Here is a 21,772-nt window from a genome sequence, read left to right as displayed (position 1 = left end):
GAAAACCGTACAGCACCCTTGCCCACTTCTTGACATTGACACTTCGAGGTGCTGAATACCGCCGCCCATGGTGGGCGCTTCCGCTGGGCGCGCCCGCCACGGAGACACGCCGGGCGTATGCTTGCTGGCTGCACACCCAGCAACCGAGGAGCGCTGTGCCCGAACCGTACGTCACGCTGCAACGCCGCGCGTGGGCCGAGAAGTCGAACGCCACCCAGATCAATCTCGACGAAGAAACACTGACCAGGCTGAGGGGCCTCGGCGACCCGACGAGCCAACTGGACATCGCGGAGGTCTACCGGCCGCTCACGCAGTTGCTGCACCTCCACATGGTCAACACCGGGCGCCTCTACGCCCAGTCCAACGACTTCCTGGGCCTCGATGTGCAGCGCACGCCGTTCGTGATCGGCGTGGCGGGCTCCGTGGCTGTGGGGAAATCGACGGTGGCGCGCCTGCTGCAGGAACTCCTGCGCCGCGCCCCCGGCACCCCCAAGGTGGATCTCATCACCACCGACGGCTTCCTCTATCCCAACGCGGAGCTTCAGCGTCGCGGGCTGCTGGACCGCAAAGGCTTCCCCGAGTCCTACAACCGCCGGGCGCTCCTGCAGTTCGTGATGGGCGTGAAGTCCGGCGAACCCCGGGTGCTCGCCCCGGTCTATTCGCACCTCGTCTACGACATCGTGGAGGGCGAGCACATCGTGGTGGAGAGCCCCGACATCCTCATCGTCGAGGGACTCAACGTGCTGCAGCCCGCCCGCATCGAGGCAGACGGCCACCCGGGCCTGGCGGTGAGCGACTTCTTCGACTTCACGGTCTACGTGGACGCCAAGGAGGAGCACATCAAGGAATGGTTCCTGGACCGCTTCCTCACCCTCCGGGAGACCGCCTTCCAGGACCAGCGCAGCTTCTTCCGCCGTTTCATGGACCTGTCCGACGCCGAATCGGTCGAGCTCGCCGGCCAGATCTGGGACACCATCAACGGACCGAACCTCCGGCAGAACATCACGCCCACGCGGGAGCGCGCCACGGCCATCCTGGTCAAGGACCGTGACCACACGATCGAGGCCATCCGCATCCGCAAGGTCTAGCGGTTCCCCAGGATCGCCTGCTGTGGGTCTGCGCCAGCAGCGTAAAGTGGCGGCCATGATCGCACCCTCTGACGCATCCGAGAACCGCCGGGACCCCTATTCCGAGGCGTTCAAGAAGTTCATCGTCCAGGATTGGGAGCCCTATTCCGACGTCATGCCGGAGAAGCTGCCCGCCAGTGAGTGGACGGTTGCGCGCCGCAAGAAGTTGGCGGCGGAGTACCCCGGCCAGACGCTCGTCATCCCCGCCGGCCCGCTGAAGGTGCGCTCCAACGACACCGACTACCGGTTCCGCCCGCACACCGCGTTCACGTACTACAGCGGTCTGGGCGAGGACCGCGAGCCCGATGCCGTCCTCGTCATCCGCGACGACGAAGCCACGCTCTTCTTCAAGCCCCGCGCCCCGCGCACGGACCGCGAGTTCTACGCGGATTCGCGCTACGGCGAGGTGTGGGTGGGCAAGCGTGACTCCCTCGAGGAGATGTCCGCGGCCACGCAGCTGAGCTGCCGGGCCATCGCCGACCTCGCTGAGGTGCTGCGCGAGGCCGGGAACCGCACGCTCGTCATCCGCGACGCCGACCCGGCCATCACGGAGATGGTCGACCAGGCGCGCGGCGACCTGGCCACCGCGCTCGACGCCGACCTGGCACGTTCCGTCTCCGAGGCCCGGTTCGTCAAGGACGAGTTCGAGGTGGGCGAGATGAAGCGCGCAATCGACGCCACCCGCGTCGGCTTCGAGGCCGTGGCCCGCGAACTGCCCGCCGCCGTCCGGAACGGCCGGGGCGAGCGCTGGGTGGAGGGCATCTTCGGCCTGCACGCCCGGCACCTGGGCAACGCCGTCGGGTACGACACGATCTCCGCCGGCGGTGACCACGCCAACACGCTGCACTGGATCCGCAACGACGGCGACCTCGTCGACGGCGACCTCCTCCTGCTCGACGCGGGCGTCGAGGTCAACACGCTGTACACCGCCGACGTGACCCGCACCATGCCCGTCAATGGCGCGTTCACCGAGCCGCAGCGCCGCGTCTACGAGGCCGTCCTGGCCGCCCAGACGGCGGGCATCGAGGCGTGCCGCAAGGGCAACCTGTTCGCCGACGTGCACCAGGCCGCCATTACGGTGCTGGCAGAGTTCTTCGAGGAACTGGGCATCCTCCCGGTGTCAGCCGCGGAATCCCTGTCCGAGGAGGGCGGCTTCCACCGCCGATGGATGGTGCACGGCACCAGCCACCACCTGGGCCTCGACGTGCACGACTGCGCCGCAGCCCGCGCGGAGCTGTACCGCGGGGGCACGCTGAAGGCCGGCATGATCATCACCGTGGAGCCCGGCGTCTACTTCAAGCAGGGCGACCTGTTGGTGCCAGAGGAGTACCGCGGCATCGGCATCCGGATCGAGGACGACATCCTGATCACGGACGGCGACCCGGTCAACCTGTCCGGGTCGCTGCCCCGCGAGGCCGACGCCGTCGAGAAGTGGATGAGGAACCTGCGCGACGCCGGGTGACGGTCCCCTGGCCGGGCGCCCAGCGCCCGGCCAAGGCCCCAGCTCGGCCGGCTCCAGCGGACCTCAGTCTTCGGACTCGCTCACGACGCGGCTGGCGAGCGGGCGCTCCAGAAGCCCACGCAGCAGCTCAGCGACCTGCACCGGATGCGACACCGGCACCATGTGCGCCGCGCCGTCGACGACGTGCAGCGCCCCCCGCAGCACACCCTCAGCGACAGCCTCGACGTTCGCCATCGGCGTCGACGAGTCGCGCTCGCCGGCGATCATCATCACGGGGATGCGGATGAGGCCGAGATCGTCGCGCACGTCGTGCTCGGCCAGGGCCCGGCACAGCTGCGCGTAGGAGTGGTCGTCCGCCGAGGCCAGACCCTCCATGATCGCGTCGACCGCGGCGGGCTGCTCGGCCCGGAACGCCGGGGTGAACCACCGCTTGGTGGTCTCCTCCAGAAGGTGCTGCGTGCCCCGGGCGTCGACGGCGTCGGCCCGCTCACGCCAGCGCTCGCTCTCCCCCACCTTGGCCGAGGACGCCACGACGGCGACGGCGGCGACGCTCTTCGCGTAGTCACGCGCCAGGTGCAGCGCGGTGGCGCCGGAGATCGAGAGCCCTGCGAAGTACACGGGTACGTCCCCGCCAAGGTCTGCGCGCACCTCGTCCGCCACGTCGGCGATGGCGGCGGCCACGGTGTCGAGCGACGGCTCGTCCGCGTCGTCCCAGACGGCACCCAGGCCGGTGCCGGGGAGGTCGACGAACACGACACGCACGTCGTCGATCAGTTCAGCGGCCACCTTGGTCCACTGATGGGCGGCGTTGCCGCCCAGGCTCGGTCCGACTATCAGTACCCGCTCTGCGGGCGAGTTGGGGTTGTAGTAGCTCCAGTTGAGATCCATGCGGCACTCCTCACGACTCGGTGGGCCTTAACCTACCGGAGACCCCCTGCAGGCCCGAAGGGTGTCTCCGGTTGCCTCAGCCGACGCGAAGGCCGAGGGCCTGGACGACGGAGCTGAGCCCCTGGTGCCCCATGCCCTCGAAGATCCGCCGCTCCAGCAACCGTACGTCGAGGTGCCAGCCCTGCCAATCGGCCGCCACGTCGTCGCGCTTCAGCAGCAGGTCCACGTCCTTCGGCCCGCCCGTGCCCAGCGAGAGCTGCGCCGGCGTGTACGCCTCCAGGATCAACTTGGCGCCCGGAGCCGACTGGCGCGTGACCACCTGAGCCACGCGTCGGCGCAGGTCAGGCGGCAGGTGCACGAAGATCGACACCACGCCATCCCACTGCTCGAGCGGGTCCGGGTTGTGCACCCAGCTGGCCAGGTCGACGTGCCACGTCTCGAGTTCAACGCCCTTCTCCGCAGCGAGCGCCGCCGCCTTGTCGAGGGCGACACGGGAAAAGTCAAGGCTCACGACGCGGTGCCCCAGCCCGGCGAGGTAGACGCCGTTGCGGCCCTCGCCGTCGCCCAGGCACAGCACCCGTGAGTTGGGCTTGAGCAGGAAGGACTGCTGCTTCAGGAAATCGTTGGGGCGGTACCCGTAGAAGTAGTTGGGATGCGAGTAGCGGTTGTCCCAGAACTCCGCCGTCACTCGAAGAGCGCCGCTCGTGCGCCGGGGCGCTGCATCAGCAGGTCCCGCGCTGACTGGGCAACGCGGTGTTCGGCGAGCACCTCGTAGCTGGCCGCCACCGTGACGCGCTGCGAGTTGAAATCGCGCTTGCCGCCGCTCATGGCGTACGTGAGGCCCTGGGCGATGATGCCGAACAGGATGCCCATGGCCAGGCCCACCCACAGCATGGTGGCGTTGCCGCCGCCCACGAAGAACATCAGCATGAGGCCCACGAGAAGGCCGGTCATGACGCCCGAGGCCGCGCCGGCCGCGATCACGCCGCCCCAGGTGCGACGACCCGTGACGCGTTCCAGCAGTTTCAGGTTGGTGCCCACGATCATGATGTTCTCGACTGGGAACTTGTTGTCGGCGAGGTAGTCGACGGCGGACTGGGCCTCTTCATACGTCGAGTACTCGACGACGTGCTGTGGGTAGTTGAGCTTCATCAACTTCCCCATCGGCGATGCGGGCTCGGCCATTGTGTCCTCCTTGAACCATTTTCAAGCCTACGCGACCCCGCGGACAGCGCTCACCGGATTTCAGCGATGCGGGCGAGGAGGGTGCGGGCCAGCTTCACGCCCGCCTCGTCGACCATCTCGTCGCCGAGCATCACCGCGCCGACGCCGCGCTCCGCCGCCCGGTCGGCGGCGTCCACCATCGCCCGGGCGCGCTCGATCGCCTCTGCCGACGGGGTGAAGACCTGAGTCCCCGCGGCCACCTGCGTGGGGTGCAACACCCACTTGCCGTCGTAGCCGAGGGCCGCGACCCTCCTGGCCGCGGCACGGAAGCCGTCGAGGTCATGGATGGCGACGTACGGCCCGTCGATCGCCTGAAGCCCGTTGGCCCGGGCGGCGACCAGAATCTGGGCGAACACGTGGTGCAGCGGATCCCCCGGGTAGCCGTCGACCAGGGCGCCGACGCCCAGGCCGGGCATCCCGAGCGAGGCCATCATGTCGCCTGGACCCATCGTCAGCGACTCCAGCCGCGGGCTGGCCGCGGCGATGGCCTGCACCGCAGCGAGGCCCCGGGCGTCCTCGATGATCGCCTCGATCCCGATCCGCCCGACCGCCAGCCCGTGCTCGCGCTCCACCTGGGTGAGCAGCAGGTCGAGGGCCTCGACGTGCCCCGGGGTGGAGACCTTCGGCAGGATCACGCTGTCCACGGCGGCCCCGGCCCCACCGATCACCTCGAGCACGTCCCGGAGGGTCCACGGCGTCATCCAGTCGTTGACGCGCACCGACACCGTCGGCGCCTTCCACGTCAACGTGCGCAGGGACTCGACGATCAGCCCGCGAGCCTCCTCCTTCGCGCCCACGGCCACGCCGTCCTCGAGGTCGAGGAACACCTCGTCGACGTCGAGCCCGGTGGACTTCGCGATGAACCGCTCACTCGAACCGGGCACCGCGAGGACGGTGCGCCTGGCGCGCTGGTGCCTACCAGTCATTTCCGCTCCGTTCCCAGTACATTTACCCCCATGGTCAGCAAAGATACGCAGGTCTTCATCTCGCGTGTGCTGGGCATGCCCATCGTCGACGCGGCCGGTGACCAGGTGGGGCGCGTGAAGGATGTGGTGTGTTTCCTCCGCGCCGACGGCCGCGCGCCGCGCGTCAAGGGCCTCGTGGCCGAGCTGTTCGCCAGGGCCCGCATCTTCGTGCCGATGATCCGCGTGCACGAGATCAGCCCCAACCAGGTGGCCATCCTCGGCCAGGTGGACACCCGGCGCTTCCAGCGACGCGAGGCCGAGGTCCTCGTCGCCGCGGATCTGCTCGACCGCAACATCCACCGCGACCGCCCCACGCGGATCGAGGACATCTCCATGGCCCAGGTGCGCAACCGCGAATGGGAACTCGCCACCGTGGCGCTGCGCGCCTCGACCGGAGTCGGCCGCTTCGGGTTCGGCGGCCGCGGCAAGCCCGAGGTGGTCTCCTGGAAGGAGATCCCGGACCTCATCCTGTCCACCGGCCGCACCGCCGCTCACCTCATCGCCGAGTTCACCGACATGAAGGCCGCCGACATCGCGCAGGAACTCCACGACCTGGAGCCGGAGTCGCGGGCCGAGGTCATCGACGCGCTCGACGACGACATCCTCGCCGAGGCCATCGAGGAACTCCCCGAGGACGAGCAGATCGAGCTCATCTCGCAACTCGACATGGAGCGCGCCGCAGACGTGTTGTCCGAGATGGACCCCGACGACGCGGCAGATCTCATGCGCGACCTGCCGGCCGATGTCGCCGAGGACCTCCTCCAGCGCATGGAGCCCGAGGAACAGGCCGACGTGCGCCGCCTCATGGCTTACGAGGAGTTCACCGCCGGCGGCATGATGACGCCCGAGCCGATCATCCTCGACACTGACGCCACCGTCGCGCAGGCGCTGGCCCACGCCCGCGTCGAGGCCCTCACCCCCGCCCTGGCCTCCATGGTGTTCATCACGCGCCCGCCGCTGGAGACGCCGTCGGGCCGCTACGTCGGGGCGGTCCACATCCAGCGCCTGCTCCGCGAACCCCCCACCATCATGGTGACCACGCTCATCGACGACAACCTGGAGCCGCTGCGCCCCCACACCCCCCTCGCGCAGGTCAGCCGCTTCTTCGCGACGTACAACCTCGTCGTGGCCCCCGTGGTCAACGAGGAGGGGCACCTGGTGGGCGCCGTGACGGTCGACGACGTGCTCGACCACATGCTCCCCGACGACTGGCGAGGTGACCTCATGGACGAGGTGGACGCCAGCGAGGTGAGCGAGGCTGCCGATGTCTGAGCGCAATCCCCTTTCGACGCCGGGCCGACGTTCCTGGCTGCCCAAGGTCGCCGTCGACTCCGAGACGTTCGGCATCTTCGCCGAGAGCTTCGCACGCTTCATGGGCACCGCGAAGTTCCTCGTCTACATGACGGTCTTCGTCATCGTGTGGGTGATGATCAACCTCATCGGCCTCTTCGGGCTGAAGTGGGACCCCTACCCGTTCATCCTGCTGAACCTGTTCTTCTCGACGCAGGCCTCCTACTCCGCGCCGCTGATCCTGCTGGCACAGAACCGTCAGGAGGTGCGCGACAAATTGAGTCTCGACGAAGACCGCCGCGTGGCGCAGCAGTCGCGGGCCGACATGGACTTCCTCGCGCGCGAGATCGCCGCCATCCGCATGCATCTGGGTGAACTGGCCACGCGCGACTTCGTCCGTGGTGAACTGCGTAGCGAACTGCGTGAACTGACGGACCGGTTGGAACGCGCGAATGAGAAGACCGAGAAGAAGGAGGCGCGGTGACGGGTCGGCGAGAGACACGCATCGAGGTGCACCCCGACGAGGTCTCCGAGGTCGCCGAATCGGCCACCGAGGTGCGCTGGTTCGGCATCGTCCTGCTCATCGGCCACCTGGCCCTCATCGTGGTGGGCGCGATCTCCCTGTGGCGGATCGCCGGCGGCTGGTGGCTGGGGGCCGTGGTGGCCGCGCTGTTCGTCCTGGGCTACTTCGCCCTGTGGCGCTACCTGCTCGCCCCGGGTTCGCGGACCCGCCTGGGCTACCGCGAGCGGTTGACGGTGAGCGTGGTGCTGGGCCCCGCCGTCGTCGTGGTGGCCAGCCTGGCCGGGCTCTGGGTGCCTGCCCTGGTGGCCACCTGCGTCATGATCCTCGGCGACGCCCTCAACTCCCGGCGCTCACCATCCGCTTGACGAGGGTCAATCCCCCAGGCGGACCCGATACCCCGGGGCGGTACACCCCGGGTACCGTGGAGGGCACAAGCACCTCCAGATATGAAGGACACCGTGACTGAACACCCGCTGCTCCCGCACGTCCGCGCCGCACTCCACACCGTGGAGGATCCCGAGATCCGGCGCCCCATCACCGACCTGGGCATGGTCGACGACATCCAGGCGAGCGACGACGGCACCGTGTTCGTCCGCGTCCTACTGACGGTCTCCGGCTGCCCCATGCGCAGCGAGATCACCGGCCGGGTCACGAAGGCGGTCGAGGCCGTCGAGGGCGTCTCCGCCGTCAACGTCGAACTCGGCGTGATGAACGACGAGCAGCGCCAGGCGATGCGCTCGATGCTGCGCGGCGGCGCCGCCGAGCGGAAGATCCAGTTCGCCGAGCCCGGCAACCTCACCCGCGTCATCGCCGTGGCCTCCGGCAAGGGCGGCGTCGGCAAGTCGTCGGTCACGGTCAACCTCGGCCTGGCGCTGGCCAGGCAGGGCCGCTCCGTCGGCATCCTCGACGCGGACATCTACGGCCACTCCATCCCGGACCTCCTGGGGCTGGGCGACGCGCGCCCCACCGTCGTGGACGACATGATCATGCCGGTGCCCGCCATCGGTGGTCTCAAGGTGATCTCCGTGGGCATGCTGAAGCCCTCGCGTGACCAGGTGGTCGCCTGGCGCGGGCCCATCCTGGACCGGGCGCTCACCCAGCTGCTGGCGGACGTGTACTGGGGCGACCTCGACTACCTGCTCCTCGACCTGCCGCCCGGCACCGGCGACGTCGCCATGTCGCTGGGCCAGAAGATCCCCAGCTCCGAGGTGCTCGTGGTGACCACCCCGCAGTCGGCTGCCTCAGAGGTCGCCGAACGCGCCGGCACCATGGCGCACATCCTCGAGCAGCGCGTGATCGGTGTCGTGGAGAACATGAGCTGGCTCGAGACCACCTGCCCCCACTGCACCGAGACCCATCGGATCGAGCTGTTCGGCTCCGGCGGCGGCACGCTCGTTGCCGAGGCCCTCACGGACCGCGTCGTCTACGACGTGCCCATGCTCGCCCAGATCCCGTTCGACGAGCAGTTGCTCGCCGGGGGAGACCGCGGCCTGCCCATCGTGGAGAGCCACCCGGAGCACCCGTCTGCCACCGCCATCATCGACCTGGCCAACCAGATCGCCGCCACCAAGCGCGGGCTCCTCGGGCACCGGCTCCCGCTGTCCACCAACGCCTGAGGCAGCAATGATCGTCATCGTCTGTTTCGCCCCGCTCTCCCACGCCGACGCCGTGCGCTCCGCGCTGACGGGGGGCGGGGCGGGACAGCTCGGTGAGTACTCCGCCTGCAGCTTCAGTTCCCCGGGCGAGGGACGTTTCCGCCCCAGCGACGCGGCAGACCCGTTCATCGGCACCAGCGGTGAGCTCACCGTGGTGGAGGAGGTCCGGATCGAGGCCGTCTGCACGCGCGAGCACGCGAGAGCGGCCATCGACGCCATGCTGGCTGCACATCCCTACGAAGTGCCGGCCTGGCATGCCTACCAGGCGCTGGATCCCGACCTGATCTAGGTCGCCTCGGGATCGAAGGGTGAGGCGACGGGGCCGGCGAGTGCCAGGGCGTCCGCAGGAGGCTCGTCCAGCGCCGACCCGTCCGCCGCGGCGTTCTTCAGCGCATTCACGTTCGCCGCGCTCTTCACCTCTGTGGCTGTCGACTTCAGCGTGTCCTGTGCCTCGAGCAGTTCGCGCTTGGCGTCTTCGATGAGGGCCACCTCCTCGCGCAACTGCTTGGCGATGAAGGCCTTCGGGTGCAGGTCACGCAGCTCCAGGTCTGCGTACTCGGGGCCCAGTTCGGTTGCCAGCGTGGTCTTGGCGTTGTTCGCCACATCGCGGAAGAAGACGAAGAGCCGCGCCGCCTTGCGCGAATACTCGGGGAGCTTCTCGGGGCCGAACATGAGCACGGCCAGCACGAGGATGATGACGAGATCCGTCGCACTGATGCCAAACACGGCTATAGGCTACCCGGCCGCGGCCGGATCAGCGCACCCTGGTCATGCGAACGAGCCCGCCGGCGATCTTCTCGGCGATCGTCTCCCGGTAGGCCTCGGGTTCTGGGAGCTCTCCGGCGATGGCCTTGATCATGGCCGGCGCGCAGTCGCAGGCCACCGAAAGCACCCCGTCGCCCGCCTGCCAGACCTCCACCGTCATGTCCGCCGCGCGGTCACTCTCGGTGAGGGCTCCGTCGCCGAGCACGCCGGTGGTCCAGTCGACGACGGCGGTGTGATAGCCATCCGAGTAGACCAGGCTCATCGACGGCGACTCGTCCTTCTCCGACGACGAGTACGCCACCAGGGACATGCCACCCACTTCGCGGGGGCAGGCGTCCAGGCCGACGCACCAGTCGTCCGCCTCAGAGGAGGAGGCGGGCTGGAGCGAGATCAGCTGGGCCGAGTCGTCCGGCTCGAACGAGGCGTCGTCCAGGGAGAGTTGCTTGTAACCGACGGCCAGGTTGACCCGGCCGAGGGCGTCGTAGCGTTCGGCCCAGAGCATGATTCCGGTGGCGGCGTCGACCCACCACCTGGCAGCCGGAAGTTCGCCGGAGTTGGCCTGGATGCGCACTGCGTCGCGGCCCGCCACCTGCTCAGTGGTGCCGCTGCGGGAGTATTCCCACCCCCAGGGCGCCTCGACGGGGCTGGTGCCGACCTCCGGCAGGAAGGCCGAGCCGAACAGGTCGCCGCGCACGTCGAGTACTTCCAGTTGGGCGCCGAAGCCGGCCATCTTCGTGGTGCGCACGTCTGCGGTGCGGTAGCGGCCTTCGCCGTCGCTGGCCCACACCCGCTGCGTGCCGGTGAGGCTGTAATCAGCGTCGGCGGCGCGCCGCAGGAGGTTGGCGGCCAGTTCACGGGTGATGGGCAGCGATTCAGTCTCCGAGGTGAGCGGCACGTAGCTCTCCGGGGCACCGAAGTCAGCGCCGCGCTCGTTGGCGAGCAGCATGGCACCCACGGCTTCGTTGACGCTAATGGCGGTCAGCGACCGGGAGTACTGCTCCCGCGCGGCCTTGACCGGATCCGACACCTTGACCGGGGTGGGCGCAACAAGCACCGCGATCACGACGGCGGACACCATGACGGCGAGCAGCGCGACGCCGCCCTGGTAGGCGAACTGGGCCCTGCGCCGGCGTTGGGAGGGCAGGTCCCCGGCTCCGTGAGCCATGTAGAGGGGGGTGGCGGCGTGTTCGCCGGCGATGTTCTCGAGCCGGGCGGCCAGCGAATCCGGGGTGCCGGTGGAACGGTAGGTGCTCAGCTTCGAGCACACGTCGCTGATGCCCCGGACCTCCTCGCAGCAGCTGTCACAGCCCGCCAGGTGGTAGGTCACCTGCTCCCAGCGTTTGGGCGGCAGAGTCCCGTCGGCATAGGCCGACAGATCTGGGTGGAATTTCTCGCAGGGGCCTTTGGCCATTCAGGACACTCCGGCATAGCGCGTTCGTCCCCCGGTGGGCGCACGGTGCGCGAGGGCTTCGCGCAGTGCTGCCCTGCCGCGGGCGATCCGGGAACGCACCGTGCCGAGCTTCACGTCGAGAACCTTGGCGATCTCTTCGTAGCTCAGCCCCTCAATGTCGCACAGGACCACCGCGACGCGCTGCTCAGGGCTGAGCGCGCGCAAGGCGGCGGAGACGTCGGCGTCAAGCTCGGCGTCGTCGTGCAGTTCCTCGGGGCCAGTGCTTTCGCCCCAGACATGGTCTGGGGCCACCGACAGGGCGTCCAAGCGGATGCGCTGCTTGCGGCGGACCTGGTCGAGGAAGAGGTTTGTCGTGATTCGGTGCAGCCAGCCCTCGAGAGTCCCGGGCTGGAAATTGTGGATCGACTTGAACACGCGCACGAACACGTCCTGGGTAAGGTCTTCCGCGTCGTGCTGATTGCCGGTGAGGCGGTAGGCGAGGCGATACACCTGGGCGGAATGGTCGCGGACCAGTTCCTGCCAGGTAGGCGCGACCCAAGTATGCGCGACGGCCTTAGCCGTCTTGCTTCCTCGGAACATAGGGGGCCTCTCCATACCCGGATACATTGCCAGAGCAACCTGTGAACAAGCTGTGACTCTCCCTGTATAACGCGCCGCGCGCCCGAAAAGTTCCCTGTGGGCTGAACGCCGGGCGAGGCGGGACGGTGGGTTGTCCTCGCCGCCCCGTGCGCGGCGGAGACAGCGGTGACGGCCGGAGAGACAGCCTGCGCCCCGGGGCGGCGGCAACGGCGGCGGCTCAGTCCTTGACCGCCACCAGGAGGCCGTTGCCCACCGGAAGAAGCGCCTGGGTGTAGGACTCCGACTGGGTGATCGCCTCGAGGGCTTCACGGATGATGATGACCTCGTCGGACTCGTCCGAATGATCGGCGACCTTGTTGTGCCACAGCACGTCCCGCACGATCAACAGCCCACCGTGGCGGAGCAGGCGCAGCGCACCGGCGACGTACTCGACGTATTCCAGCTTGTCGCCGGAGATGTAGACGATGTCGTAGGCGCCGTCGCGCAGCTTCGGCATGACCTCGATGGGCGAGCCGGCGATCAGGCGGAACCGCGACGTCGGGAATCCCGACTTCAGGAAGAACTCGCGGGCGGGAATCTGGTTGTCCGCCTCCGCGTCGATCGACGTCAGGATGCCGTCGGAGCCCATGCCCTCGAGGAACGTCAGCCCGGTGGCGCCCATCATCGTGCCGATCTCGACGACGTGGCCAGCCCCGATGGCCCGCGTCAGCACCTTCAGGAGGGCGATCTCTCCCGTGGTCACCGGCGTGAGGCCGGACACGGTTGCTTCATCACGCGCCTCGGCGACGGCTTCGGACGGCGACACATGGTCCTCCGCAAAGGTCCAGCTGGCTGCGGTGGGGTTCTCGACAGGAGTGCTCACGGCCACAGCCTACTAAGGCACGGCGCGTCTTGACCTAAGATGTGGCGCATGAGTCCAGACGACGACATGATGCCGGTGTTCGGCCGCGTTCTCACCGCAATGGTGACGCCCATGACCCCCGATGGTCGGGAGGTCGATTATGCGCAGTGCGCGCGCTTGGCCGCTCATCTGGTGGACGATCTGGGCCACGACGGTCTCGTCGTGAACGGCACCACCGGCGAGTCGCCGACCACGTCAGACGTGGAGAAGCGCCAGATCCTCGACGCGGTCGTCACCGCCGTCGGTGACCGCGCCAGCATCGTGGCCGGCGTCGGCACCTTCAGCACCGCGCACACCGTCGACCTGGCGCAGCAGGCCGCGTCGATGGGCGCCGACGGGCTGCTCGTCGTCACCCCCTACTATTCCCGCCCGCCGGCTGATGCGCTGGAGGCGCACTTCGTCACCGTTGCCGATTCCACTGACCTTCCCGTGATGCTCTACGACATCCCCCACCGCTCAGGCATCCCCATTCCCGAAGACATGCTGATCCGTCTGGACGGCCACCCCCGGATCCGGGCGGTCAAGGACGCCAAGGCCAACATCGTGTCGACCTCGACCGTCCTGTCCCGCACCAACCTGGCGTACTACGCGGGTGACGACGCATACCTGCTACCGCTGCTGGCTGTCGGCGGCGTCGGCGTCGTGGGCACCTCCACCCACTTCACGGCCCCTGCGGCCCGCGAGATCATCGAGCACTTCCTGGCCGGTCGCGTGGCCGAGGCCATCGCCGCGAACCAGCACGTGCTGCCCGCCTTCCAGGGCGTCTTCGCGACGCAGGGCTGCATGATGGTCAAGGCCGGCCTCGGCCTGCGGGGCTTCGACGTCGGCCCGTGCCGGGCGCCGATGGGGCGCGTCGCGGACGGTGTGGCTGAGGCCTACGTCGGCCTGTTGGAGAACCTGGGCTTCGCAGCCTGATCCCCACCGACACAGAGAATTGGGCCCGCGCTATGCCGGGCCCGATCCGCATGTGTGGGGTCAGTCGCGGGGAATGGTGACGTTCTTACCGATGGTCACGACGCCGGCTGCGGAGACGTCGAAGCCGCGGGCCTTGTCGTGCTGGGGATCCACGCCGATCTGCACGCCGTCGGGGACGACCACGTTCTTGTCGAGGATGGCGCGGCGCACCACCGCGTCGCGGCCGATCCGCACGTTCTCCATCAACACCGAATCCGAGACCTGCGCCCACTTGTCGACGCGGACGTTGGGGCTCAGCACCGTGCGCTCCACCTCGCCGCCGGAGATGATGCAACCCGGTGTCACGATGGAGTCCTCGGCGCGGCCGCGGATGACGAACTTGGCGCCCGGGGCCTGCACCAGGTCCGTCCAGATGGGCCAGTCCTCGTTGTACAGGTTGAACTCCGGGTCGACGCTGACGAGATCCATGTGCGCTTCGTGGAAGGCATCGATGGTGCCCACGTCACGCCAGTAGTTGACGTCCTTCTCCGTGGCTCCGGGGACGATGTTGTCCTTGAAGTCGTACACCTGGGCCTCGCCCTGCTCGGTGAACCACGGGATGATGTCACCGCCCATGTCGTGGCGGGCCGTCGGATCCTCGGCGTCCGCCTTCAGCGCCTCGATGAGGGCCTTGGTGGAGAACACGTAGTTGCCCATCGACGCGAATGATTCGTGCGGCGAATCCGGTAGGCCGGGCGGGTCTGCCGGCTTCTCCAGGAAGTTCTTGATGCGGTTGTCCGCCGCCGCGTCGATGATGCCGAAGGCGGAGGCTTCCTTCCGCGGCACGCGGATGCCGGCGACGGTGGCACCGAGGCCGGAGTCGATGTGCGCGTCGAGCATCTGCTCGATGTCCATGCGGTAGATGTTGTCGGCGCCGAAGACCACGATGTAGTCGGCGTCCGCGTCGAGGATCAGGTTCAGCGACTGGTAGATGGCGTCTGCGGAGCCCTGGTACCACCGGGGCCCCAGCCGCTGCTGCGCCGGGACAGGGGCGACGTAGTTGCCCAACATGGTCGAAAACCGCCACGTCTTGGCGATGTGGCGGTCCAGGGAGTGGGACTTGTACTGAGTGAGCACCGCGATCTGCCGTAGGCCCGAGTTCGCGAGGTTCGACAGCACGAAATCGATGAGGCGGTAGGTGCCGCCGAAGGGCACCGCGGGTTTGGCCCGATCGGCCGTCAACGGCATGAGCCGCTTCCCCTCACCACCAGCAAGAACGATTGACAAGACTCTGGGGCGTGCGACCATGCCCTGAACCTATTGCCTTTCCGGCCCATGTGCGTTCGTTTCGATGAATTTGAGCCTCCTGTCTCGGGCACTGAGACAGAAACGATATGCAACGATGTTCGCATGACGATGAAGCTGTCCCTGCTGACCCGGGAGTACCCCCCGTCGATCTACGGCGGAGCGGGGGTTCATGTCGCTCAACTCGTGCCCCAACTTCGCGCCCTCATCGACGTGGAAGTCCATTGCATGGGCGAGCCACGCGACGGCGCCACAGCCCACGCCGAGACTTTTCCGCCGGACGCGAACGCGGCGCTGAGGGTGCTCGGGGCGGACCTGTCGATGGCCGCCGCGGTGGGTGACGTGGACATCGTCCATTCCCACACCTGGTACGCGAACATGGGCGGTCACCTGGCCGCGCTGATGCGCGACATCCCCCACGTGGTCACGTCCCACTCGCTCGAGCCCCACCGTCCCTGGAAGGCCGAGCAGCTGGCGGGCGGCTACCGCGTCTCGTCGTGGGCCGAGAAGACCGCCTACGAGGCCGCCGACGCGGTCATCTCCGTCAGCGTCGGCATGCGACGCGACGTGCTCGAGTCCTACCCGAACCTTGACCCCGCCAAGACGCACGTCGTGAAGAACGGCATCGACACCGACGAGTTCAGGCCGGACCACGACACGACGGTCCTGCGCGAGCTCGGCGTCGACCTGGACCGCCCGTCCGTCGCGTTCGTGGGTCGCATCACCCGGCAGAAGGGCCTGGTGCACCTGGTCCGCGCGGCCACGCAGTTCGACCCGGACACCCAGGTGGTGCTGCTGGCCGGCGCCCCCGACACCCCGGAGATCGCCGCCGAGTTCGACGCGGCGTTCGTCGAGCTCCAGAAGCAGCGCACCGCGCCAGTCATCTGGGTCCAGGAGATGCTCCCCCGCGCCGCTGTGCGCCAGGTGCTGACCAACGCGACGGTGTTCGCGTGCCCGTCCATCTACGAGCCGCTCGGCATCGTCAACCTCGAGGCGATGGCCTGCGGGACCCCCGTCGTGGCCAGTGCCGTGGGCGGCATCCCCGAGGTCGTCGTCGACGGCGAGACCGGCCTGCTGGTCGCCTACGACCCCGCTCAGGCCGACGACCCCCACTACGTCGCCGACTTCGAGGCGGGCTTCGCCGAGTCCATCAACCGCGTCACCCGCGACGGGGCCCTGGCGGAGCGGTTCGGCAAGGCCGGCCGGCAGCGCTGCATCGACGAATTCTCCTGGGCGAAGATCGCCCGGGAGACCGTGGACGTCTACCAGAAGGCGATCGAGGCGCATCGCTCCCGCTGAGGGAGCACGGTTGCACCAACCTGCAAGGGCCGCCCCGAGGGGCGGCCCTTGTCATGTTTCGGCGGGAACTCAGCCGACGACACCCTTGAGTGCATCGAGCAGCGAGGTGGCTTCCTGAGCGTTCATCTCAACGACCAGACGCCCACCTCCGTCAACGGGGACGCGCATGACGATGCCGCGGCCTTCCTTCGTGACTTCCATCGGACCGTCGCCGGTGCGGGGCTTCATCGCTGCCATCTGCAACCCTCATTCTTGTGACTAGACGAACTGCGTTGCGGCCCATTATTCCGCATCCGGCAAGTTCGTGCCCGGTTGGGCCACCAAAGCCGGCTCTGCAGTGGGCGGCCGGAACGCCGCCTGGTCGTCTTCCGCGACGCTGTCGTCGGCCAATTCCGGGAGTTGGGAGGGGCGGGGACGCTCGATCAGCTCGTCGACCACCTGCATGTCGTAACCGCGCCTGACGACATCGAACGACTGCGTGCCGGCCGGTGCAGCCTGGCCTGATGCGATGGCGGCGAGATAGGGGTCCACCTGCTCCGGGCGGTAGCCGGTGAAGGCCCTGGGCACCCGCAGCACCTCCAGGAATTCCGGGGTGACAGCGCCTTCCGGGACGTTGCCCTTCGGCCTGTCGTTGACCGCTTCCTGCGGCATGGCGCCCAACGTGCCCGATCCGGCATAGACGGCGGCCCCCAGCACGGCGAGGGCTACCACGGAGATGGCGATCCACATGTGCTAAACAGTACCGAACTGCCCGGGCTCCCCCATCGCCTCGACCGCCTCGTCGACATCGTCGGTGAGCGTGACCAGGTCAAGGTCGCCGTCGGAGATGTAGCCGCCGCCCAGCACGGTGCCGCGCACCCAGTCGATCAGCGGCGACCAGTACTCGGTGCCGAACAGGATCATCGGGAAGTGCGTCACTTTGCCGGTCTGGATGAGGGTGAGCGCCTCAAACAGTTCGTCGAGGGTGCCGAAGCCACCCGGCATGGTGATGAAGCCCTGGCTGTACTTGAGGAACATCGTCTTGCGGACGAAGAAGTAGCGGAAGTTGATCCCGAGCGTGATGTAGTCGTTGAGGCCCTGTTCATGCGGCAGCTCGATGCCGAGCCCCACGGAACAGCCGTCGGCGTCCATGGCGCCCTTGTTGCCGGCCTCCATGATGCCCGGGCCACCGCCCGTGATGATGGCGAAGCCCTTCTCCACGAGTCTCCTGCCGAGTTCCTCGCCGGCTTCGTACATGGGCGAACCGGGCTTGGTGCGCGCGGACCCGAAGATGCTGACGGCGGGGGGAAGCTTGGCGAGGGCGTCGAAGCCGTCGACGAACTCCGACTGGATCCGCAGCACCCGCCACGGGTCCCAGTGGGTCCACCCCTGCTTGTCCTCCTTCTCCAGCAGCGCGCTGTCGGCCATGGGCTGGTTGAGCTCCTGGCCGCGCAACACGACGGGGCCCTGGCGCCGACGGCGTCCGGGCTCAAGGTCCTGGGGGCGGGGTTCGGTCATGAGCGGGTCTCCTCAGCGGCGGTGAGCCAGCGGGTGAGCCCCGCGGCACATTTCTCCAGGTCGGACACGGGGCAGAACTCGTCGTCGCGGTGCGCGTAGGCCGGATCCCCTGGGCCGTAGTTCACGGCGGGTACGCCGAGGGCGCTGAAGCGGGCGACGTCCGTCCAGCCGTACTTGGGGCCCGCAGGCTCGCCGATGGCGTCGACGAATTCACGCGCGAGCGGCAGGGTGAGCCCGGGGCGGGCGGCGGGTGACAGGTCGGTGACTTTCATCTCGTACCCGGTGAACCACCGCCCCAGCAGCGCGAGCGCCTCGTCGCCCGACTTGTCCGGCGCGTAACGGTAGTTGATCGTGAGGGTGGCCCGGGGCGGGATGACGTTGGAGGCCATGCCACCGGAGACGGCCACGGCGTTGAGTCCTTCGCGGTAGACGAGCCCCTCCACCTCGATCTCCTCGCCCCGGTACTCGGCCAGCGTCTGCAGGGCGGGGGCCAGATCGTGGATGGCATTGTGGCCCATCCAGGACCTCGCGCTGTGGGCGGCGGTGCCCGTCGTCGACAGTTCGACGCGGATGGTGCCCTGGCAGCCTCCCTCGATGTGGGCTGAGGTGGGTTCCATCAGGATGGCAAAGTCCCCCTCGATGAGGTCAGGCCGGTTACGCGCCAAGCGGCCGAGCCCGTTGCGGGTGGCCTCCACCTCTTCATGGTCGTAGAAGATCCACGTGATGTCGCGGTTGGGCGCGGTCAGGGTTTCCGCGAGGTGCAGCATGACGGCGACGCCGCCCTTCATGTCGCAGGCACCCCTGCCCCAGATGCGGTCGCCGTCGGCGTGTTCGATCCGCCGCGACGGCAGGTTCCCCGCCACCGGCACCGTGTCGAGGTGACCGGCCACGACCACCCGCTCGGCCCGGCCGAGGGTGGTGCGTGCGACGACACAGTCGTCGTCGCGGAAGACCGTCAGATGCGGCAACCGCCCGAGGCGGCGCTCGACGAGGTCTGCGAGTTCGCGTTCGTTCCCCGACACGGACTCGACGTCCATGATCTCCTGCAGCAATCGGGCCAGATCAGAAACCATGGTGACGAGACTATCCACTCTGCTCACCCACCCGAAGAACCAAATCTAGATTTGGTGTCATGCACGGCCCCGAATCTGGATTCGGGGCGATTGGCGCCGGGCGTCGGATCCAGATGTGGTGTGGTCCAGAACCCCGAATCTAGATTTGGGTCAGGCAGCGGTGGGATGGGCGAAACAACCCACCGGCTGCGCCGCGCAGTCAAGGCAGGTGACCAGCCGGACGCGGCACGCCAGGTCGGCGCAGTTCACCAGCTGCGAGGTGGCCGTACCGCACCTGTGGCACGCGCCGATGGGCTCGGCTCCTTCGGGCGCCACGGTCTCCCTCGCGTCGAAGACGGTGAGCGCACCCTTCCACCGCGACGACGCCCCGAACCGCTCCAGGTAGCGCACGATGCCGCCGTCGAGCTGGTAGACCTCCTCGAAACCCCGGTCCTTCATCAAGGCGCTGAGGATCTCGCAGCGGACCCCGCCGGTGCAGTAGGTGACGACGGGGCGGCCCTTGAGGTGGTCGTACTTGCCTGAGTCGAGTTCGGCCACGAAATCGGGCGTGCTCACCACGTCGGGGACGACGGCGCCGTCGAACCGGCCCACCTCCGCTTCGATCCTGTTGCGACCATCGAAGAAGACGACGTCCGGTCGGTCCGCCGCCAGAGCGTCCACCTCCTCGGGCGTCAGCCGCACTCCCCCACCGACCACACCGTCGGTGGTGACCTCGAGGTCGGGTACGCCGAAGGCGACCAGCTCCGGGCGGGTCTTGACCGACAGCCGCGGGAAGTCGAGCGAGGCGCCCGCGTCATCGACGCCGGTGCCGGCCGACCACTTCTCGTCGAGTTCTCTGAACGGCGCGAACTGCTTCGTCGCGCGCAGATAGGCCTTGCAGGCGTCGAGTTCCCCGCCGAGCGTGCCGTTGATGCCGTGCGGCGACACGATGATGCGGCCACGCAGCCCCAGGCGGGTACACAGCTCGAGCTGCCACAGCTTCACGGCCTCGGGGTCGGTCAGCGGCACGAACCGGTAGAACAGGAGGATCTTCGGCACGGACATGGCTGGGAGTGTACCGACGCGACACGGGGCCGATCCCCAAGGAGCGGCATCGACGACACCTCCTCGCCGACACCGGTCGCTCCGGCACGCCGATAGACTGGCGCGCATGACCAATGAGACCCGCACCGCCTGGGCCTGGGGCCTGGCCAGCGTCCACACCACCGGCGCCGTCCTCGACGCCTGGTACCCGGAGCCCAAGCTCGGCTCGGACCACACCGACGAGCCCAACTCGTTGCTGGCAGATGCCCAGTTCGTCGACGAGATCCGTCAGGTGGAGACCAAGGTGGTGCGCACCAGCATCAACCTGGACGAGGCGCCGGAGACGGTGGAGGACGCCTACCTGCGCCTCCACCTCCTGAGCGCCCGCCTGGTGCAGCCGCACCAGGTCAACCTGAACGGGATCTTCGGCGTGCTGCCCAACAACGCCTGGACGACGATGGGCCCCGTGCGCGTGGGCGACGTCGCCCGCGTGCGGGTGCTGCTGCGGGCCCGCGGTGAGCAGCTGACGGTCTATGGCATCGACAAGTTCCCCCGCATGGTGGACTACATCGTCCCCAGCGGAGTGCGGATCGCAGACGCAGACCGCGTCCGCCTCGGCGCCCACCTGGCCGAGGGCACCACCGTGATGCACGAGGGCTTCGTGAACTTCAACGCCGGCACGCTCGGCACCTCCATGGTCGAGGGACGCATCTCTTCCGGTGTCGTGGTGGCCGACGGCACCGACGTCGGTGGCGGCGCGTCGATCATGGGCACCCTCTCGGGCGGTGGCCAGGAGGTCATCCGGCTCGGCGAGCGGTGCCTGCTGGGCGCGAACTCCGGTGTGGGCATCTCCCTGGGTGACGACTGCGTGGTGGAGGCCGGCCTGTACATCACCGCCGGCACCAAGGTCACGCTCGACGACGGCGCCGTGGTGAAGGCCCGCGAACTCAGCGGCCAGAACGACCTGCTGTTCCTCCGCGACTCGGTGCAGGGTAAGGTGATCGCCCGCCACCGCCGGGCCCAGAAGGTCGAGCTGAACTCGGTCCTCCACGCCAACGACTGATGAGGCGACCACTGATCGTGGCGCTCGTCACGATCCTCGTGGTCGGTGGCCTCGCCCTGGCCGGGTGGATGGGCTTCCGCTACCTCCAGAAGCGGATCACCCCGGAGGTCTGCCACGTGCAGGTGGCCGACGGCTCGCTCACGCTGTCCCCGGCCCAGGCACGCAACGCCTCGATCATCGTGGCAGCCTCGGTGGAGCGTGACCTGCCCGAGCAGGCCGCGGTGATCGCCATCGCCACCGCCTACCAGGAATCAGGGTTGCGCAACCTCGATTACGGCGACCGCGACTCCCTCGGCCTGTTCCAGCAGCGCCCCTCCTTCGGGTGGGGCACGGAGGAGCAGATCATGGACCCGTGGTACTCATCGGCCCGCTTCTACGAGGAGCTGGTGAAGTTCACCAACTGGGACACCACCGACGTCAACGACATCGCCCAGAAGGTGCAGCGCAGCGGCCATCCCGACGCGTACCGCAAGCACGTCGAGAACTCGAAGGCCGTCGTGGGGGCGCTGCGCGGCTCCGTGCCGGCGTCGCTGGGCTGCATCAGCTTCGAGCCGGACCCCAGCCCCGCGCGCGAGGGTCTCGACAGGGTGTTGGAGGCCTTCGGGTCTGCGCTCACCGTCGAGGAGACCGACGACGGCCTGAGCATCACGGCCACGGACGGGACAACCGCGTGGGCCGCGGCCCAACATGCCGTGGCCAACTCCTACGACGCCGCCGTCACCGGCGTGGCGCTGGGAGACCGGCAATGGCGGGCCGCGAGCCGGCAGTGGGAAACCCTGCAGACCCCCGGCCCCGAGCTCACCGTGACGGTCACCCTCGCCGGGTGAC

25 protein-coding genes are annotated in these 21,772 nt (G+C 68.5%); 11 read left to right on the top strand and 14 right to left on the bottom strand.

The genetic code is table 11. The features are described 5' to 3' along the window. Positions 1–128 precede the first annotated feature (128 nt). Both coaA and ACX1DX_RS14775 read left to right on the top strand, forming a co-directional pair. Entirely contained in the window at positions 129–1,088 is a 960-nt protein-coding gene (gene coaA, locus ACX1DX_RS14780) for a type I pantothenate kinase (protein WP_220486218.1), read from the top strand. Positions 1,089–1,143: 55 nt separating this feature from the next. Continuing rightward, the gene (locus ACX1DX_RS14775; RefSeq protein WP_459397188.1) at positions 1,144–2,589 is read left to right on the top strand and encodes an aminopeptidase P family protein; all 1,446 of its coding nucleotides are present in this window, start codon (positions 1,144–1,146) and stop codon (positions 2,587–2,589) included. A gap of 63 nt (positions 2,590–2,652) precedes the next feature. On the opposite strand, the gene ACX1DX_RS14770 is transcribed toward ACX1DX_RS14775, so the two are convergent. The 4 genes from ACX1DX_RS14770 to ACX1DX_RS14755 all read right to left on the bottom strand — a co-directional run bounded on the left by ACX1DX_RS14770 (position 2,653) and on the right by ACX1DX_RS14755 (position 5,627). Then, positions 2,653–3,477, bottom strand: coding sequence for an alpha/beta fold hydrolase (locus tag ACX1DX_RS14770; RefSeq protein ID WP_459397187.1), 825 nt, complete (start codon positions 3,475–3,477; stop codon positions 2,653–2,655). A 76-nt stretch (positions 3,478–3,553) separates the two neighbouring features. After that, positions 3,554–4,165 (bottom strand): class I SAM-dependent methyltransferase, encoded by a 612-nt coding sequence (locus ACX1DX_RS14765; protein ID WP_182761942.1) that lies wholly within the window; start codon positions 4,163–4,165, stop codon positions 3,554–3,556. Next, the gene (locus tag ACX1DX_RS14760; protein WP_076059679.1) at positions 4,162–4,662 is read right to left on the bottom strand and encodes a general stress protein; all 501 of its coding nucleotides are present in this window, start codon (positions 4,660–4,662) and stop codon (positions 4,162–4,164) included. The genes ACX1DX_RS14765 and ACX1DX_RS14760 overlap by 4 nt, the downstream gene beginning before the upstream one ends. Positions 4,663–4,712: 50 nt before the next feature. Next, positions 4,713–5,627, bottom strand: a complete 915-nt coding sequence (locus ACX1DX_RS14755; protein ID WP_459397186.1) for an HpcH/HpaI aldolase/citrate lyase family protein — start codon at positions 5,625–5,627, stop codon at positions 4,713–4,715. Between the two features lie 30 nt (positions 5,628–5,657). On the opposite strand from ACX1DX_RS14755, the gene ACX1DX_RS14750 reads away from it, so the two are divergent. From ACX1DX_RS14750 to cutA, 5 genes are all read left to right on the top strand, one after another. Beyond that, the gene (locus ACX1DX_RS14750) at positions 5,658–6,938 is read left to right on the top strand and encodes a magnesium transporter MgtE N-terminal domain-containing protein (protein ID WP_459397185.1); all 1,281 of its coding nucleotides are present in this window, start codon (positions 5,658–5,660) and stop codon (positions 6,936–6,938) included. After that, positions 6,931–7,440, top strand: coding sequence for a DUF1003 domain-containing protein (locus ACX1DX_RS14745; RefSeq protein WP_459397184.1), 510 nt, complete (start codon positions 6,931–6,933; stop codon positions 7,438–7,440). Before ACX1DX_RS14750 ends, ACX1DX_RS14745 begins: the two co-directional genes overlap by 8 nt. Further along, complete coding sequence (locus ACX1DX_RS14740; RefSeq protein WP_459397183.1) at positions 7,437–7,844, top strand: DUF4381 domain-containing protein; 408 nt, start codon at positions 7,437–7,439, stop codon at positions 7,842–7,844. The genes ACX1DX_RS14745 and ACX1DX_RS14740 overlap by 4 nt, the downstream gene beginning before the upstream one ends. A gap of 81 nt (positions 7,845–7,925) precedes the next feature. Further along, a complete protein-coding gene (locus ACX1DX_RS14735) occupies positions 7,926–9,095 on the top strand; it encodes an Mrp/NBP35 family ATP-binding protein (RefSeq protein WP_459397182.1) in 1,170 nt (389 codons plus the stop codon). A gap of 7 nt (positions 9,096–9,102) precedes the next feature. After that, the gene (gene cutA / locus ACX1DX_RS14730; protein WP_459397181.1) at positions 9,103–9,423 is read left to right on the top strand and encodes a YqfO family protein; all 321 of its coding nucleotides are present in this window, start codon (positions 9,103–9,105) and stop codon (positions 9,421–9,423) included. Here cutA and ACX1DX_RS14725 read toward each other — a convergent pair. From ACX1DX_RS14725 to ACX1DX_RS14710, 4 genes are all read right to left on the bottom strand, one after another. Next, positions 9,420–9,860, bottom strand: coding sequence for a sec-independent translocase (locus ACX1DX_RS14725; RefSeq protein WP_182761956.1), 441 nt, complete (start codon positions 9,858–9,860; stop codon positions 9,420–9,422). The genes cutA and ACX1DX_RS14725 overlap by 4 nt on opposite strands. Before the next feature lie 28 nt (positions 9,861–9,888). Further along, positions 9,889–11,310, bottom strand: coding sequence for a zf-HC2 domain-containing protein (locus tag ACX1DX_RS14720; protein WP_182761958.1), 1,422 nt, complete (start codon positions 11,308–11,310; stop codon positions 9,889–9,891). Beyond that, positions 11,311–11,889 (bottom strand): RNA polymerase sigma factor SigE, encoded by a 579-nt coding sequence (sigE, locus tag ACX1DX_RS14715; RefSeq protein ID WP_245244118.1) that lies wholly within the window; start codon positions 11,887–11,889, stop codon positions 11,311–11,313. A 217-nt stretch (positions 11,890–12,106) separates the two neighbouring features. After that, the gene (locus ACX1DX_RS14710; protein ID WP_370585947.1) at positions 12,107–12,751 is read right to left on the bottom strand and encodes an O-methyltransferase; all 645 of its coding nucleotides are present in this window, start codon (positions 12,749–12,751) and stop codon (positions 12,107–12,109) included. A gap of 48 nt (positions 12,752–12,799) precedes the next feature. Between ACX1DX_RS14710 and dapA the strand changes: the two genes are divergently transcribed. Next, complete coding sequence (gene dapA / locus ACX1DX_RS14705) at positions 12,800–13,705, top strand: 4-hydroxy-tetrahydrodipicolinate synthase (RefSeq protein ID WP_182761964.1); 906 nt, start codon at positions 12,800–12,802, stop codon at positions 13,703–13,705. 60 nt (positions 13,706–13,765) lie between these two features. Here the strand turns inward: dapA and glgC are convergent, their stop codons facing one another. Continuing rightward, on the bottom strand, positions 13,766–14,992 hold the full coding sequence (gene glgC / locus ACX1DX_RS14700; RefSeq protein WP_182761965.1) for a glucose-1-phosphate adenylyltransferase: 1,227 nt from the start codon (positions 14,990–14,992) through the stop codon (positions 13,766–13,768). A gap of 108 nt (positions 14,993–15,100) precedes the next feature. Here glgC and glgA point away from each other — a divergent pair, with 108 nt between their 5' ends. Then, the gene (gene glgA / locus ACX1DX_RS14695; RefSeq protein ID WP_459398227.1) at positions 15,101–16,288 is read left to right on the top strand and encodes a glycogen synthase; all 1,188 of its coding nucleotides are present in this window, start codon (positions 15,101–15,103) and stop codon (positions 16,286–16,288) included. A 69-nt stretch (positions 16,289–16,357) separates the two neighbouring features. Here glgA and ACX1DX_RS14690 read toward each other — a convergent pair whose 3' ends face one another. The 5 genes from ACX1DX_RS14690 to trhO all read right to left on the bottom strand — a co-directional run bounded on the left by ACX1DX_RS14690 (position 16,358) and on the right by trhO (position 19,902). After that, positions 16,358–16,525: a DUF3117 domain-containing protein gene (locus ACX1DX_RS14690; protein ID WP_076059707.1), complete on the bottom strand. Its 168-nt coding sequence runs from the start codon at positions 16,523–16,525 to the stop codon at positions 16,358–16,360. Positions 16,526–16,570: 45 nt separating this feature from the next. Further along, positions 16,571–17,017 carry a hypothetical protein gene (locus ACX1DX_RS14685; RefSeq protein ID WP_459397180.1) on the bottom strand — a complete coding sequence of 149 codons (447 nt, stop codon included), beginning with the start codon at positions 17,015–17,017 and terminating at the stop codon, positions 16,571–16,573. Between the two features lie 3 nt (positions 17,018–17,020). Next, positions 17,021–17,785 (bottom strand): LOG family protein, encoded by a 765-nt coding sequence (locus tag ACX1DX_RS14680; protein WP_459397179.1) that lies wholly within the window; start codon positions 17,783–17,785, stop codon positions 17,021–17,023. Further along, complete coding sequence (dapE, locus tag ACX1DX_RS14675; RefSeq protein WP_459397178.1) at positions 17,782–18,858, bottom strand: succinyl-diaminopimelate desuccinylase; 1,077 nt, start codon at positions 18,856–18,858, stop codon at positions 17,782–17,784. The genes ACX1DX_RS14680 and dapE overlap by 4 nt, the downstream gene beginning before the upstream one ends. Before the next feature lie 150 nt (positions 18,859–19,008). Continuing rightward, the gene (trhO, locus tag ACX1DX_RS14670; RefSeq protein ID WP_459397177.1) at positions 19,009–19,902 is read right to left on the bottom strand and encodes an oxygen-dependent tRNA uridine(34) hydroxylase TrhO; all 894 of its coding nucleotides are present in this window, start codon (positions 19,900–19,902) and stop codon (positions 19,009–19,011) included. 106 nt (positions 19,903–20,008) lie between these two features. Between trhO and dapD the strand changes: the two genes are divergently transcribed. Next, a complete protein-coding gene (dapD, locus tag ACX1DX_RS14665) occupies positions 20,009–20,944 on the top strand; it encodes a 2,3,4,5-tetrahydropyridine-2,6-dicarboxylate N-succinyltransferase (RefSeq protein ID WP_459397176.1) in 936 nt (311 codons plus the stop codon). Further along, complete coding sequence (locus tag ACX1DX_RS14660) at positions 20,944–21,771, top strand: hypothetical protein (RefSeq protein ID WP_459397175.1); 828 nt, start codon at positions 20,944–20,946, stop codon at positions 21,769–21,771. Before dapD ends, ACX1DX_RS14660 begins: the two co-directional genes overlap by 1 nt. Position 21,772 lies beyond the last annotated feature (1 nt).

Source organism: Tessaracoccus zhenghani (assembly GCF_054552775.1).
Note: the sequence above shows the minus strand (reverse complement) of the source record. Positions and strands in the feature narration are given on the sequence as shown.

What these genes read in the sequence shown, in the direction of transcription:
- ACX1DX_RS14775 (WP_459397188.1), top strand. Translation starts at nt 1,144, where the DNA reads ATGATCGCACCCTCTGACGCATCCGAGAACCGCCGGGACCCCTATTCC.
- ACX1DX_RS14770 (WP_459397187.1), bottom strand. Translation starts at nt 3,477, where the DNA reads ATGGATCTCAACTGGAGCTACTACAACCCCAACTCGCCCGCAGAGCGG.
- ACX1DX_RS14760 (WP_076059679.1), bottom strand. Translation starts at nt 4,662, where the DNA reads ATGGCCGAGCCCGCATCGCCGATGGGGAAGTTGATGAAGCTCAACTAC.
- ACX1DX_RS14755 (WP_459397186.1), bottom strand. Translation starts at nt 5,627, where the DNA reads ATGACTGGTAGGCACCAGCGCGCCAGGCGCACCGTCCTCGCGGTGCCC.
- ACX1DX_RS14750 (WP_459397185.1), top strand. Translation starts at nt 5,658, where the DNA reads ATGGTCAGCAAAGATACGCAGGTCTTCATCTCGCGTGTGCTGGGCATG.
- ACX1DX_RS14745 (WP_459397184.1), top strand. Translation starts at nt 6,931, where the DNA reads ATGTCTGAGCGCAATCCCCTTTCGACGCCGGGCCGACGTTCCTGGCTG.
- ACX1DX_RS14735 (WP_459397182.1), top strand. Translation starts at nt 7,926, where the DNA reads ATGAAGGACACCGTGACTGAACACCCGCTGCTCCCGCACGTCCGCGCC.
- cutA (WP_459397181.1), top strand. Translation starts at nt 9,103, where the DNA reads ATGATCGTCATCGTCTGTTTCGCCCCGCTCTCCCACGCCGACGCCGTG.
- ACX1DX_RS14720 (WP_182761958.1), bottom strand. Translation starts at nt 11,310, where the DNA reads ATGGCCAAAGGCCCCTGCGAGAAATTCCACCCAGATCTGTCGGCCTAT.
- sigE (WP_245244118.1), bottom strand. Translation starts at nt 11,889, where the DNA reads ATGTTCCGAGGAAGCAAGACGGCTAAGGCCGTCGCGCATACTTGGGTC.
- dapA (WP_182761964.1), top strand. Translation starts at nt 12,800, where the DNA reads ATGAGTCCAGACGACGACATGATGCCGGTGTTCGGCCGCGTTCTCACC.
- glgC (WP_182761965.1), bottom strand. Translation starts at nt 14,992, where the DNA reads ATGGTCGCACGCCCCAGAGTCTTGTCAATCGTTCTTGCTGGTGGTGAG.
- glgA (WP_459398227.1), top strand. Translation starts at nt 15,101, where the DNA reads ATGAAGCTGTCCCTGCTGACCCGGGAGTACCCCCCGTCGATCTACGGC.
- ACX1DX_RS14690 (WP_076059707.1), bottom strand. Translation starts at nt 16,525, where the DNA reads ATGGCAGCGATGAAGCCCCGCACCGGCGACGGTCCGATGGAAGTCACG.
- ACX1DX_RS14685 (WP_459397180.1), bottom strand. Translation starts at nt 17,017, where the DNA reads ATGTGGATCGCCATCTCCGTGGTAGCCCTCGCCGTGCTGGGGGCCGCC.
- ACX1DX_RS14680 (WP_459397179.1), bottom strand. Translation starts at nt 17,785, where the DNA reads ATGACCGAACCCCGCCCCCAGGACCTTGAGCCCGGACGCCGTCGGCGC.
- dapE (WP_459397178.1), bottom strand. Translation starts at nt 18,858, where the DNA reads ATGGTTTCTGATCTGGCCCGATTGCTGCAGGAGATCATGGACGTCGAG.
- trhO (WP_459397177.1), bottom strand. Translation starts at nt 19,902, where the DNA reads ATGTCCGTGCCGAAGATCCTCCTGTTCTACCGGTTCGTGCCGCTGACC.
- dapD (WP_459397176.1), top strand. Translation starts at nt 20,009, where the DNA reads ATGACCAATGAGACCCGCACCGCCTGGGCCTGGGGCCTGGCCAGCGTC.
- ACX1DX_RS14660 (WP_459397175.1), top strand. Translation starts at nt 20,944, where the DNA reads ATGAGGCGACCACTGATCGTGGCGCTCGTCACGATCCTCGTGGTCGGT.